This window comes from Streptomyces sp. TS71-3, from assembly GCF_018327685.1.
GTDB lineage: Bacteria > Actinomycetota > Actinomycetes > Streptomycetales > Streptomycetaceae > Streptomyces.
Genome location: NZ_BNEL01000001.1, coordinates 3997320 through 4009508, shown reverse-complemented (window position 1 = coordinate 4009508; position 12189 = coordinate 3997320). Strand labels below are relative to the sequence as shown.

11 protein-coding genes are annotated in these 12189 nt (G+C 71.0%); 7 read left to right on the top strand and 4 right to left on the bottom strand.

Annotated features, from left to right (window positions below):
- Window positions 1-72: 72 nt before the first annotated feature.
- A complete protein-coding gene (locus Sm713_RS16160) occupies window positions 73-582 on the top strand; it encodes a hypothetical protein (RefSeq protein WP_212910309.1) in 510 nt (169 codons plus the stop codon).
- Window positions 583-897: 315 nt separating this feature from the next.
- On the opposite strand, the gene Sm713_RS16155 is transcribed toward Sm713_RS16160, so the two are convergent.
- Window positions 898-1245, bottom strand: coding sequence for a hypothetical protein (locus Sm713_RS16155; protein ID WP_212910308.1), 348 nt, complete (start codon window positions 1243-1245; stop codon window positions 898-900).
- A gap of 142 nt (window positions 1246-1387) precedes the next feature.
- Window positions 1388-1879: an ATP-binding protein gene (locus tag Sm713_RS16150; protein ID WP_212912043.1), complete on the bottom strand. Its 492-nt coding sequence runs from the start codon at window positions 1877-1879 to the stop codon at window positions 1388-1390.
- A gap of 139 nt (window positions 1880-2018) precedes the next feature.
- Between Sm713_RS16150 and Sm713_RS16145 the strand changes: the two genes are divergently transcribed.
- Together Sm713_RS16145 and Sm713_RS16140 are read left to right on the top strand one after the other, a co-directional pair.
- Window positions 2019-2894, top strand: coding sequence for a helix-turn-helix transcriptional regulator (locus Sm713_RS16145; protein WP_212910307.1), 876 nt, complete (start codon window positions 2019-2021; stop codon window positions 2892-2894).
- Window positions 2891-3100, top strand: coding sequence for a DUF397 domain-containing protein (locus tag Sm713_RS16140; RefSeq protein ID WP_212910306.1), 210 nt, complete (start codon window positions 2891-2893; stop codon window positions 3098-3100). The genes Sm713_RS16145 and Sm713_RS16140 overlap by 4 nt, the downstream gene beginning before the upstream one ends.
- 53 nt (window positions 3101-3153) lie before the next feature.
- On the opposite strand, the gene Sm713_RS16135 is transcribed toward Sm713_RS16140, so the two are convergent.
- Complete coding sequence (locus Sm713_RS16135; protein ID WP_212910305.1) at window positions 3154-5328, bottom strand: tetratricopeptide repeat protein; 2175 nt, start codon at window positions 5326-5328, stop codon at window positions 3154-3156.
- A gap of 192 nt (window positions 5329-5520) precedes the next feature.
- On the opposite strand from Sm713_RS16135, the gene Sm713_RS16130 reads away from it, so the two are divergent.
- Together Sm713_RS16130 and Sm713_RS16125 are read left to right on the top strand one after the other, a co-directional pair.
- Complete coding sequence (locus Sm713_RS16130) at window positions 5521-6009, top strand: GNAT family N-acetyltransferase (RefSeq protein WP_212910304.1); 489 nt, start codon at window positions 5521-5523, stop codon at window positions 6007-6009.
- Window positions 6010-6156: 147 nt separating this feature from the next.
- The gene (locus Sm713_RS16125; protein WP_212910303.1) at window positions 6157-6522 is read left to right on the top strand and encodes a VOC family protein; all 366 of its coding nucleotides are present in this window, start codon (window positions 6157-6159) and stop codon (window positions 6520-6522) included.
- Window positions 6523-6755: 233 nt separating this feature from the next.
- Here Sm713_RS16125 and Sm713_RS16120 read toward each other — a convergent pair whose 3' ends face one another.
- Window positions 6756-7547, bottom strand: coding sequence for a DUF3152 domain-containing protein (locus Sm713_RS16120; RefSeq protein ID WP_212910302.1), 792 nt, complete (start codon window positions 7545-7547; stop codon window positions 6756-6758).
- Between the two features lie 390 nt (window positions 7548-7937).
- On the opposite strand from Sm713_RS16120, the gene Sm713_RS16115 reads away from it, so the two are divergent.
- Both Sm713_RS16115 and nirB read left to right on the top strand, forming a co-directional pair.
- Window positions 7938-9299: an NAD(P)/FAD-dependent oxidoreductase gene (locus Sm713_RS16115; RefSeq protein WP_212910301.1), complete on the top strand. Its 1362-nt coding sequence runs from the start codon at window positions 7938-7940 to the stop codon at window positions 9297-9299.
- Between the two features lie 246 nt (window positions 9300-9545).
- A complete protein-coding gene (nirB, locus tag Sm713_RS16110) occupies window positions 9546-12176 on the top strand; it encodes a nitrite reductase large subunit NirB (protein WP_249416612.1) in 2631 nt (876 codons plus the stop codon).
- Window positions 12177-12189: the final 13 nt, after the last annotated feature.

Below are 12189 nucleotides of genomic sequence, written 5' to 3'. Positions count from 1 at the left end.
GACAGGGGCGCGACTGGCGCAGCGGCACCTCGGGGGTGCAGCGGGCCGCGCCCTCTCGGGAGGAGCACGCACATGCGCGCAGCACGCCTGCTGACCGGTTCCGTCCTCGCCGCCGCCGTCACCGCACCGGCCGCGGCACCCGCCGTCGCCGCCGGCCACGGCACCCTGGTGGTGTCGCCCCTGGACGCCGCCCCGGGAGCCACGATCACGGTGCACACCGCGGCATGCGGCGCGGGCGGCACGGCGACGGGCGACGCCAGCACGGTCGGCGCGGGCACCTTCGCGCTGGCGCCGGGCTCCGGACGGCAGGAGGGCCGCTTCACGATCCCGAGCACGGCACAACCCGGCACCTACGAGATCGTCGCCACCTGCCAGGACCGCACCCGGGTGAGCGGCGACCTGGCGATCAGCCTGACGGCGGCGGAGGGCGGCCCGGTACCCGGGGCGCAGGCCGCGACGGACACCGGCGGCGCGCTGGGCCCGGACCCGGTGCGCACGGCGGGAGCGATCGCCGCGCTCGGGGTGGCGACGGTGGGCGGCACGTGGCTGCTGTATCGCAGGGGGCGCGGCGACGGGCTGTAGGGGGAACCGGAGGGGACGCTGTAGCCAGGGCCAGCACCGTTGGAAGCACAGTCGTGCGAATGTCAGCCGTTCAGGTAAGTGATCTGGACGATGTAGACACGTTCGCTGCGCACGACGATCTGGTACCTGAACATGCCTCCGGGAACGATGATGTCTTCGCCCCGCGGTCCTCCCCTTCGTGACTCCGCCCGTGCACGTGGAGTGCCTCAGCCGCCCTGACGAGTTCGTCGGCCTTCCTCTCGATTTCGACGAGGAACGTCGGCGGGACGTTCCGTGCGGCTTCCTCGGCGCCGAAGACGTACTCCCATGACCAGCTCAAGCGCGCACTGCTTCCATGGCCTCGTCCAGGACCGCGGTCAGTTCGCGTAGGGCGTCCCGTGCCACAGCAGGATCCTTGTCCTCAAGATCGCTGCTCGCTCGGGCATGGCGGGCGGACAGCTCAGGGCGGCGGGCGATCTCGATATCCCTGGCCCAGGCCAGCACCCAGCTCTGCACCGGACTCAGCGACTGCCACTCCACAGCCTTGGTGAAGGCCTCGTCCTTCGTCCGCTGCATCTCCGCCAGACGGCCGGGAGCGAGGACGGCAAGGGCGGCACGCAGCGCGTCCGGCGTCTGCTCGGGACGCGGAATCAGCTCGTGTCCGTGGTCGGCCTGAGTGCTCATGGTGTCCTCCCGGGAATGTACTGGCCAGGTTAGTCGTCCGGGACCGCTGGGGCGTGAAGTCGCAAGCACGGGTACAAAAGTCCTGTTCACGGGTAGTAGAGAGGCGAAAACGGGTGCTGTCCGGGTGCGGGCCAGGGTTCCCTCAGGTTCCGCAGGGAAGATCGTCGGCCGCGCTGCCACGCGGAGGGGCGGGGTCCGGTGGCGTCACGCGCAGTTCCGCCCAGACCGTCTTGCGCGGGAAGGGGCCCTCGGTGGTCCCCCAGCGGTCGGCGAGCGCGTCCACGAGGAGCAGGCCGCGGCCCGACTCGGCGTCCGGTGCCGCCTTCGTGAGCTCCGGCGGGCGCTCACCGCGCGTGTCCGTGACCTCGATGCGGAGGGTGCCCCGGAGCACGGTCAGCGTGACGCGGAAGTCCCGGCCGGCGACGCGGCCGTGCGTCGCCGCGTTCGCCGCCAGCTCGGCCACCACGTGGCACGCGGCCTCCGACGGGAGCCCCCAGCGGCGCAGTTGCTCGTCGGCGAGCAGGCGGGCCAGGCGGGCCCCGCGCGGTGTGGACGACAACTGCACGCGGAAGTGCCGGATGTCGGGGTCGGTTTCGGCCGTGGATGCCGCGTTTTCCTGATTCACATCACTCAGAGTGGCCGACTCTGCTTACGGTGAACCGTGACATGACGGTTGCGTACCGTGACTGTCGGGGTCTTGTCCGGTGCTGTCCGGGCTGTCGGAACGGTTGGTACGGGCAGGAAGCACGGCGGTACGACCAGAGGGGGAACCCATGACGGTGGACGGCGAGGCGGTACGGCCGAAGGGTGAGGCGGACGAGTCGGGGTGGGAGGTGGACCCGGACGACGACTGGGGCATCGCCGTGGTCGCCACGGTGGGACGGCAGTTGAAGCTGCGACGGGAGGCAGCGGGGATGCGGGCCGCCGAGTTCGGTGCGGCGGTCGGGTACGGCGAGGACCTGGTCTACAAGATCGAGGGCGGCAAACGGATCCCCCGGCCCGAGTATCTCGACAAGTCGGACGAGGTGTTGGGGGCGGACGGGCTGCTCTCGGCGATGAAGGAGGACGTGCGGAGGGTTCGGTACCCGAAGAAGGTCCGGGACTTGGCCAAGCTGGAAGCCCAGGCGGCCGAGATCGGGGTGTACGAGTGCAACATCATTGCGGGGCTGTTGCAGACACCCGAGCATGCCAGGGCAGCGATCGAAGCGGCGCAGCCTCCCTACTCACAGGACGATGTGGAGCGGATGGTGGCCGCACGCGTGGAACGGCGTTCCGTCTTCGACCGCGACCCCGCACCCGCGCTCAGCTTTGTGTTGGAAGAGGCACCTCTGAGGCGCCCTCTCGGAGGCACAATGGTGTGGCGAGCACAGCTCGAACGTCTGTTGGAGGTAGGCCGGTTGCGGAGTGTAACCCTCCAGGTGATGCCTACGCACCGCGAAGTCCATTCCGGCCTGGATGGCAGGATCGAGCTGCTGAAGTTCCCTGATGGTACGGCGGTGGGACGCTCGGACGGTGCGTTCAACGGCCGCCCCGTTTCCGATCTGAGGCGGCTACGCGTCCTTGAGCTGCGGTACGGCACCATCCGGGCACAGGCTCTCCCTCCAGGGGAGTCGCTGGCACTCATCGAGCATCTGCTGGGAGAGACATGATCCGCATGACCGCTGCCGGGGGCAGCCCGGAACTGGCGTGGTTCAAGAGTAGTTACAGCGGCGGCAACGACGGCACGTCCTGTGTCGAAGTCGCCACCAGCCCCGGCGCAGTACACGTCCGCGACTCCAAGAACATCGAAGGACCTCGGCTCACGCTCACGCCACGCACCTGGGGGCGCTTCGTGACGTACGCCTCGGAGAGCTGACGACTCGACGTCACCGTGTCCCGCTCCCGCTTACACCGGGAGCGGGAGATGGTTCAATCTTCTTCGCTGCCGACCTTGACTTGATTCAAGAATTCCTTGTTGCCAAGGACCCACGGGTGGTTCGAGCCAAGTGTTCTGGTTCGGATTTCTACAACCTCTTCCAGATGGCCGATCGCCTCGGCGTCATGGCCGAGGCGGTGCAGAATCCTGCCCAGCAATTCCCGAGCGGCCAGAGCGCTGGAGGATTCAGGACCAAAACGTTCCACATCTTTCGCAAAGACTGAGCGAATATACGGTAAGGCCTCGACCGGTTGCCCAACATGATTGAGCGCATAGGCGTAAGCATGTTCTGCGGCAAGGGTAATGGTGTGCCCGTCTCCGACCTCGCGGCGGCAGTCCGCCACCAAGGAGGAACCTGCCACCATCTCGGTGACCAGTGCCGAATTGTCCAGTAAGGGTGACCGCACGATCGAGAGAGCAGCGGTCGTCAGAAGGCGTGACCGCGCGCGCAGTGTGAGAGGGTGCACCGATCCGAGCGCACGAGTTCGCCCCTCCACTGCCCGCCGAACAAGGCGCATGCCTTCCCTCTCTCGGCCAAGGTTGCAGAGAGGGATGGCCAATCCCAAACACGCGTCCAGTGTCTCCGGCGCATCGGGATCCAGCGTCCTTTCACAGACGTCCAGCACACGCGAGTACAAAGTCTCGGACTCGCCAAATCGTCCAAGCCGAAGAAGAGCCCGCGCGACACGCAGACGCAGCCTGATCAGCGCAACGCTGTCCTCACCCAGCCGCGGACTCAACAACTCCAAGGCATCGCTGCACAAGCTGAGCGCCGAGGCGTAGTCATCGGACCTGTGAACGGCGGTGACCAGCCGCAGAGCACACTCCGCCGCAGCTTCCACCGTCGGTTCGCTCGTCGCCCAGGTCATCGTTCTCCGCACGAGTGCGATCACATGCGGGGCGAGCAGGTTCACAACGGGATCCTGCGACCCCCGGTCAGGAACCTCCGGTAACGCCGCGAGACACAGCCGGACAGCAGTGGCAGCGAGCCGCTCCTGCTGGCCGCCGGGCGTGGCACGGGCGACGCTGTTGAGGAGGACACCGTGCGTGCGCAGGCAGCGCATGTCTCCGGGCGCGGGTGCGACCTCGGTGAGGGAGTGGTCGAGGAGTCCCCGCAGGGCCGATTCGACATGCGAAACAGGAAGCTCCGGGCCCAGTTCGGCGCCGAGCAGGATCGACAGGGGCAACGGGTCACTGGACCAGCACGCGAGAAGGCGCAGAAGGTGGCCCGCCTCGGGCATGCCCTGGGAGGCGAGGGCGTCGAGGGACAGTTGCCAGGTGCGGCTGGGCAGGTGCCGGGAGTCGCCCCCGACGGCCGCGGCGCCGCGTTCGATGAGCTCGATGGGGTCGGAGCCCGCGCTGCCGTCGAGCCGGCGACCGTAATCGGCCAGGCTCCAGGGCGAAATCACCTGGTGGGCGAGGAATCCGCCGGCGAGGGTGAGCGCCAGAGGGAGGCGTCCGAGGCGGTCGGCGACCTCCGCGGCGTCGTCGAGTGACCCTGCATGCGGTGCGAGGTCGCGCAGGACGAGAGCTGCTTCCTCGCGTGGGAGTACACCGAACTGGAGCAGTTCCGCCCCGGGCCACCAGTGGGCCGCCGCCTGCCGGGTCGTGACGACGACCGTGCCGGTGGGACTGGTGCGCAGCCAACCGCCGTCGCGGAGGATGGTGGGGTTGTCGGCGTTGTCGAGGACGAGAAGCCAGGGTTGGTCGGAGCGGTCCAGGTAGTCCCAGACGAGATCGGCGGCGGGGCGTAACCCGCTGCGTGCTCCCATCAGTTCGCCGTCGGTGGCTCCGCGGTCGGCCGCGACGGCTAGCATGCCGGCGCGGAGCGAGGTCGGGTCGGAGGCGTTGACCCACAGCCCGAGTCGGCCGGCCTCGCCGGTCGCATGCTGGAAGAGCGTGTAGGCGACGGCGGTCTTGCCGCAGCCGCCCAGGCCGTGGAGCACGTAGACGCCGCCTCCGACACCGGGCTCGACGGCGGCGCGCAGCCGGTCCATCTCCCCTGCACGATCGCGGAGTACGAGGGGGACGCGGCCGACCGCCGGGCGGCGCACCGAGTCCGGTCCCGACCAGTCGGGGGCGTGGTGGTGCTCGGTGATGTGCTGGTCACCGGAGGCCTGGTAGACGCGGCCTTGGCCATCGGCCCGGCCATCGTTGTGGCCGCGCATCGATGGCCTCCCCTTCAGTCGGTCATTGCCCACAACCTCAGAGTAACCAGCGGGCGCCGGTGGCTGCACGGTTCCGGTGAGACCGGCGGGCGTACCGGACCTTGGTGCGGCCCACCGTCGGACGAGCCTCCGGCTCGGCCTTCCGTACGGAAAGCGTTGGAGCCCTCGCGCCGGTCCCGGCATCCTGTTCACATGCTGATCAGGGAAGCCACCGCGAAGGACTGGCACGACATCTGGCCCTTCTTCCACCAGATCGTTGCCGCCGGTGAGACCTTCACGTATCCGATGGATCTTGGGGAACACCAAGGCCGCGACTGGTGGCTCCTGACGTCCCCTGACCGTACGGTCGTCGCGGTGGACGACTCGGGCACCGTCCTGGGTACGGCGAAGATGAATCGCAACCACATGGGCAACGCGGCGCATATCGCGAGCGCGAGCTACATGGTCGACCCGGCGCATGCTGGTCAGGGTGTGGGACGCGCACTGTGCGAGTACACGGTGGAGTGGGCGCGTGCGGCGGGATACCGCGCGATGCAGTTCAACGCCGTCGTCGAGACGAATGTCCACGCCGTGAACCTGTACCGATCACTCGGCTTCGAGGTGCTGGGAACGCTGCCGGAAGGTTTCCGGCATCCGGCAAAGGGCTACGTGGGACTGCACATCATGCACCGCGCACTCTGAGCGCGTGCTCCTGATCTCGTGGTTCGTAACGGGCCTGGTGAAGGGATCGCTCTCCGCGGGCGTGTCGCCTGAATCAGGGCTGTGCCTGTATGCGCCGCTGCTGAAATTCGGTCGTGCCGGCGGGCGCGGGCCCCCTACCGTCTGGCCATGCAGATTGTCGTGACGCTGGACTGTGTCGACACCCAAGCTCAATCGGAGTTTTGGCTCGCTGCGCTCGCGCCCCTGGAGTACCGGCGTGCCTTCGACGCACCTCCCTACCTCAGCATCACCGGGCCCGCTTCGGCGCCGACCCTGCTCTTGCAGAAGGTTCCGGAGCGGAAGGGCGGCAAGAACCGGATGCATCTCGACCTTGACTTCGGCACCGCCGATTTGGCGGCCGAGGTCCACCGACTCGAACGGCTCGGAGCCCGCCAGCTCTCCGGAGAACTGACTGAACACGGTTTCCGTTGGGTGGTACTCGCTGATCCGGAAGGTAATGAGTTCTGCTTGTTCGTCCCTCCTTCGGCCGAGTAATCGGCGACAACTTCACCAGGACTCCCGTACGCGCCCTCGTCGGCTGAGCGGGACAGGCACATGCCCGGCCGCCCTGACGCCATGGACGCCGGGCGGCCGGGTGTGCGGGTGCGCGGGTGTGCGGAGGACGGGCCGGGGGAACCGCTCCTACTTCGGCGGCTCCGCGTACCCCTCGGACCAGTAGCGGTGCCGGGAGTCCCACGAGCGGTTGCAGGACGCCTTGGAGACTCGTCTCACGCCGCCGGCGGCCCCGACAGATAGTGGCCGCCCCGGTCATAGGGCCAGGCGTTGGCCACGCACCCGTGCAGGCCCTTGATCTGCTGCATCATCACGGGGGCCGGCCTGCCGGGACCCGGGCACGTCTGGTGCTGGTGGCCGAGGAAGTGCCCCATCTCGTGGTTGATGATCAGCGCCCGGTAGTCGTGGATGGGGCCGTCGAAGGTGGGCGAGCCGTCGATCCAGCGCTTGAGGTTCACCACGAGCCCGCCGAGCACCTCGCAGTCGTACTCCCCCTCGGTGTCCTCGTGGATGCCTTCCCAGCACAGCGTGTCCGTCGTGCCCGGTGTCGCGATCCTCACCTTGAGGTCGTAGGGCCCGGAACTCACCAGTTGGAACGCGGAGTAGCCGTTGGCGGTCCAGCCCCGGGGGTCGGCGAGTATGCCGGCGATCTCCTTCGCCGTCTGCTCTGCCGATATGTCGATTCCCTTCTCGATCTGGACCATGTAGCGGAGCGGGTTCGGGCCCTGGCCGACTTTCTCTCCGGTGGCCCGCGCGGTGACGAAGGTGCCGGGTCCACCCGACGGGACCGCCGTGGGGGTCGCGCCCTGACCGGAGGCGGGAGACGTCGCGTACGACGTGGTGGAGGCAGCGCCGAACCGGTGGGAGACGACCGCGCTCGCCACGATGAGCACCGCGAGCAGGAGGACGCCCAGGAAGAGCCTTCGCGGCCGGCGCATTATCCGGCCGACCGGGCGCCCTGCGTCATCGCCCCTGTCCCGGGACGGGGACCCCTTCTGCTGCACCATGTGAGAACTCACCTTTTCGACGACGAGCAGGGATCCCCCCGCGTTCAGACCTCGCTCCGCGTTGAGGCCTCGCTCCGCACTGAGGCCTCGCTCCGCGAAGGAGATGACGGTCGGATTCCCAGAAAAGTTGCGACGCGGACAAAGCACCTTCCACGGGGCGAAAGATGCTCGATGCGCCGTCCTGGAACGTAGGCAACCAGAGGGGTGTATCGGTCTTACATCGACGCTGTATCGCCTGCCCGGTCGCTTCTGTGACGGCTCATGCCGGTGCCGGGCGACCGGACGCCCCGGCGCCCCTCACACCCCCCGCCCCCGGCAAGGGAGCGCAGCGTTCCGTGCGGGAAACAGCCGGGATCCGGTCGGGAAACACCCCCGCCGCACGCTCGTGCCATGCCGCAGCAACCGCCGTACGCCCCCGGAACGGGGCGCCCGCCGCACCCCACGGCTCCGGCCCCGGGTACCGCGCCCGCCGCGCCGGTCGTCGTCATCGGCGCGGGCCTCGCCGGGGTGCGCCTCGTCCAGCGGCTCGCCGAACTCCGCGGCACCGCACGGGACGCCGCACCCGCCCCCGTACTCATCGGCGACGAACCGCACCCCCCGTACAACCGGGTCCTGCTCGCCGAGGTGCTCGCCGGCCGCTACGGGCCCGAGGTCATCGCACTGCCCGAGCCGCCCGGCACCTTCCTGCGCACCCGTGCCGTCCGGATCGACCGGGACGGCAGGGCGGTGCACTGCGCGGACGGGGGCGTCGTCCGGTACGGCACGCTCGTCCTCGCCACCGGCTCCAACCCGGTGCTCCCGCCGCTGCGCGGCCTGCTCGCGCCCGGCGCCACCGCGCTGCCGCCCGGCGTGCACGCCTTCCGCACGATGGACGACTGCCTCGCGCTGTCCGCGGCAGCCCGGCCCGGGACCCGGGCGGTGGTCGTGGGCGGCGGCCTGCTCGGGGTCTCCGCGGCCGGCGCGCTGGCCCGCAGGGGGGTCTCGGTGGTGCTGGCCCAGCAGGCCGAGCACCTGATGGAGCGCCAGCTCGACGAGGCGTCCGCCCGGCTGGTGCGCCGTCATCTGGCGGACCTGGGCGTGGAGGTGCACACAGGCTGCCGGGTGCGCGGCGTGGGCTTCGCTGACGGCCCTGATGGCGCTGACGGTGCCGTACGGCATGTGGAGCTCGCCGACGGCTACGTGCTCGGCACCGACCTGCTCGTGCTGGCCTGCGGAGTGCGGCCCCGCACCGGCCTGGCCGCCGACGCCGGTCTCGACGTGCGCCGCGGCATCGTGGTGGACGCCGAGCTGCGCACCTCGGACCCGGACATCCGGGCCCTCGGCGACTGCGCGGAGCACGCCGGCGAGGTGCCCGGCCTCGCCGCGCCCGCGCTCGACCAGGCCGAGCTGCTGGCCCGCGCCCTCACCACCGGGCACCCGCCCGTCCGCTACCGCGGCACCCGCGCCCTGACCCGGCTCACCCTGGCCGAACGGCCCGCGCCCGCCGGCCCGATGGAGCTGGCAGCCTTCGGCGAGCCGGAGCCGCGCCCCGGCGACGACGTCGTCCAGCTCACGGACGCCACGCGCGGCACGTACCGCAAGGTGGTGGTCCGCGGCGACCGGCTGGCCGGCGGGGTGCTGCTGGGCGACCTCGGCACCGTCGGCGCGCTGGCCCGCGCCTGGGAGGCGGACGACGCGCTCTTCGACGACGCCGGCGGCAGTGGCGACGGCGCCCCGCTGCTCCACCTGCTCACCAACGACGGAGGCTCCTGAGCCATGCGCACGGACCCGAACACGCTCCCCGGCGCCCGCCCCGGCGGCGCCCCCGCGTCCGGCCCCGACGCCGCCCGGTCCCACCCGGACGTCCGGGCGCCCGGCCGGGACGAGCCCTCGACCGCACCCCGCACCGCCATGTCCCGCCCGGACGTCCCGGCGCCGGTCCAGAACGTGCCCTCGCCCGGCACCGCGTCCCCGTCCGAGGGCCCCGGCCGCCCCACCCTGGTGCTCGTCGGGCACGGCATGGTCGGGCAGCGGTTCCTGGAGGCGCTGGCCGAGTACGGCCTGACCGGCACGCACCGGGTGGTGGTGCTCGCCGAGGAGCCCCGGCCCGCGTACGACCGGGTGCACCTCACCTCGTACTTCTCCGGCAGCACCCCGGACGACCTGTCGCTCACCGAACCCGCCTTCCTGGCGGAGCACGGCATCGAGCTGCGCCTCGGCGACCCGGCCGAACGGATCGACCGCGCGGCCCGGACGGTCACCGCGCGCTCGGGCCGCGTCGTCGGCTACGACACGCTGGTGCTGGCCACCGGCTCGTACCCGTTCGTGCCGCCGGTGCCGGGCCGGGACGCGGCCGGCTGCTTCGTCTACCGGACCGTCGAGGACCTGCTCGCCATCGAGGAGTACGCCAAGGGGCGCACCACCGGGGCGGTGGTGGGCGGCGGGCTGCTCGGCCTTGAGGCGGCGGGGGCGCTCAAGGGCCTCGGGCTCACCACGCACATCGTGGAGTTCGCGCCGCGCCTGATGCCCGTCCAGGTCGACGCGGCCGGCGGCGCCGCCCTGCTGCGCACCGTCGAGGGCATGGGCCTGTCCGTGCGCACCGGCACCGGAACCCAGGAGATCACCGTCGACGGCGACGGCCGGGCCACCGGCATGCGCCTTTCCGACGGCAGCGAACTCGACGCCGACCTGGTGGTGTTCTCGGCGGGCGTGCGGCCCCGGGACGCGCTCGCCCGGGAGTGCGGGCTCGCCGTCGGCGAGCGGGGCGGCATCACCGTCGACGCCCGGTGCCGTACCTCCGACCCGGCGGTCCTCGCCATCGGCGAGTGCGCGCAGGCCGTGGACGGCCGGGTGTACGGGCTGGTGGCACCCGGCTACGAGATGGCGGAGACGGCCGCGGCGGCGATCGCCGAGGACGCCGCGGGAGCCAAGGAACCCGTAGGAGCCACCGAACCCCCTCCGGCCAGGGCCCGCGAGTTCACCGGCGCCGACACCTCGACCAAGCTGAAGCTGCTCGGCGTGGACGTCGCGTCCTTCGGCGACGCGCACGGCACCACCGAGGGCTGCCTCGACGTCGTCTACGCCGACTCGCGCGCCGGCGTCTACAAGAAGCTCGTGATCGCGGCCGACGGGGCGCTGCTCGGCGGTGTCCTGGTCGGCGACGCGGAGGCGTACGGGACGCTGCGGCCGATGACCGGGACCGTGCCGCCGGTGCCCGCCGAGCGCCTGGTGCTGCCCGCGGGCGCCGAGGGACAGGTGGCGCTCGGCCCCGCCTCGCTCCCCGACGCGGCGGTGATCTGCTCCTGCCACAACGTCAGCAAGGGCACCATCCGCGCGGCCGTCACCGAGCAGGGCTGCGCCACCGTTCCCGAGGTCAAGAAGTGCACCCGCGCCGGCACCGGCTGCGGAAGCTGCGTGAAGGTGCTCGGCAAGCTGGTCGCGGCCGAGCTGGAGGCGAGCGGCGTCGAGGTCGACAAGGGCCTGTGCGGCTGCTTCGCGGCGAGCCGCCAGGAGCTGTACGAGACGGTGCTCGCGCTGCGCATCGGCAGCTTCCGGGAGCTGCTGGACCGCTTCGGGCGGCCCGAGGCGCGCGGCGGCGACGGCTGCGAGGTCTGCAAGCCCGCCGTGGCGTCCGTCATCGCCTCGCTGGCGCCGGTGCTGGACGTCAGCGGCTATGTCCTGGACGGCGAGCAGGCCGCGTTGCAGGACACCAACGACCACTTCCTCGCCAACCTCCAGCGCAACGGCTCCTACTCGGTGGTGCCGCGCATCCCGGGCGGCGAGATCACCCCGGAGAAGCTGATCGTGATCGGCGAGGTGGCACGGGACTTCGGCCTCTACACCAAGATCACCGGTGGCCAGCGGATCGACCTGTTCGGGGCGCGCGTCGAGCAGTTGCCGCGGATCTGGGCACGGCTCGTCGAGGCGGGCTTCGAGTCGGGGCACGCGTACGGCAAGGCCCTGCGGACCGTGAAGTCCTGCGTGGGGCAGACCTGGTGCCGCTACGGGGTGCAGGACTCGGTGCGGATGGCGATCGACCTGGAGCTGCGGTACCGGGGCCTGCGCTCCCCGCACAAGCTGAAGTCCGCGGTCTCCGGCTGCCAGCGGGAGTGCGCGGAGGCCCGGTCGAAGGACTTCGGCGTGATCGCCACGGCCGGTGGCTGGAACCTTTACGTGGGCGGCAACGGCGGCGCCACACCCCGGCACGCCGACCTGCTCGCCCAGGACCTCTCCGACGCCGAACTGGTGCGGCTGATCGACCGCTTCCTGATGTTCTACATCCGCACCGCGGAGCCCCTGGAGCGCACCGCGGTCTGGCTGGAGCGGATCGAGGGCGGCCTCGACCACGTCCGCGACGTGGTGGTGCGCGACTCGCTGGGCATCTGCGCGGAGCTGGAGGCGCTGATGGCGGACCACGTCGCCCACTACCGCGACGAGTGGGCCGAGACCCTGGCCGACCCGGAGCGCCTGGGCCGCTTCGTCTCCTTCGTCAACGCGCCCGACGTGCCGGACCCCACGGTCAGGTTCGTCCCCGAACGCGAACAGATCCGGCCGGACCTGCCCCTGCTCACGGTGGGCAGGCGGCCGTCGGACACCGCCCCCGGATCCGCCGGGCGGCCCGTACTCCTGGAAGGGGCTCCCACGCGATGACGACGGCGGCGGC

Excerpts from the sequence above, each read along its gene's own strand:
- Sm713_RS16115 (WP_212910301.1), top strand. The coding sequence starts at position 7,938 with ATGCCGCAGCAACCGCCGTACGCCCCCGGAACGGGGCGCCCGCCGCAC.
- Sm713_RS16160 (WP_212910309.1), top strand. The coding sequence starts at position 73 with ATGCGCGCAGCACGCCTGCTGACCGGTTCCGTCCTCGCCGCCGCCGTC.
- Sm713_RS16135 (WP_212910305.1), bottom strand. The coding sequence starts at position 5,328 with ATGCGCGGCCACAACGATGGCCGGGCCGATGGCCAAGGCCGCGTCTAC.
- Sm713_RS16145 (WP_212910307.1), top strand. The coding sequence starts at position 2,019 with ATGACGGTGGACGGCGAGGCGGTACGGCCGAAGGGTGAGGCGGACGAG.
- Sm713_RS16155 (WP_212910308.1), bottom strand. The coding sequence starts at position 1,245 with ATGAGCACTCAGGCCGACCACGGACACGAGCTGATTCCGCGTCCCGAG.
- nirB (WP_249416612.1), top strand. The coding sequence starts at position 9,546 with ATGGTCGGGCAGCGGTTCCTGGAGGCGCTGGCCGAGTACGGCCTGACC.
- Sm713_RS16125 (WP_212910303.1), top strand. The coding sequence starts at position 6,157 with ATGCAGATTGTCGTGACGCTGGACTGTGTCGACACCCAAGCTCAATCG.
- Sm713_RS16120 (WP_212910302.1), bottom strand. The coding sequence starts at position 7,547 with ATGGTGCAGCAGAAGGGGTCCCCGTCCCGGGACAGGGGCGATGACGCA.
- Sm713_RS16130 (WP_212910304.1), top strand. The coding sequence starts at position 5,521 with ATGCTGATCAGGGAAGCCACCGCGAAGGACTGGCACGACATCTGGCCC.
- Sm713_RS16140 (WP_212910306.1), top strand. The coding sequence starts at position 2,891 with ATGATCCGCATGACCGCTGCCGGGGGCAGCCCGGAACTGGCGTGGTTC.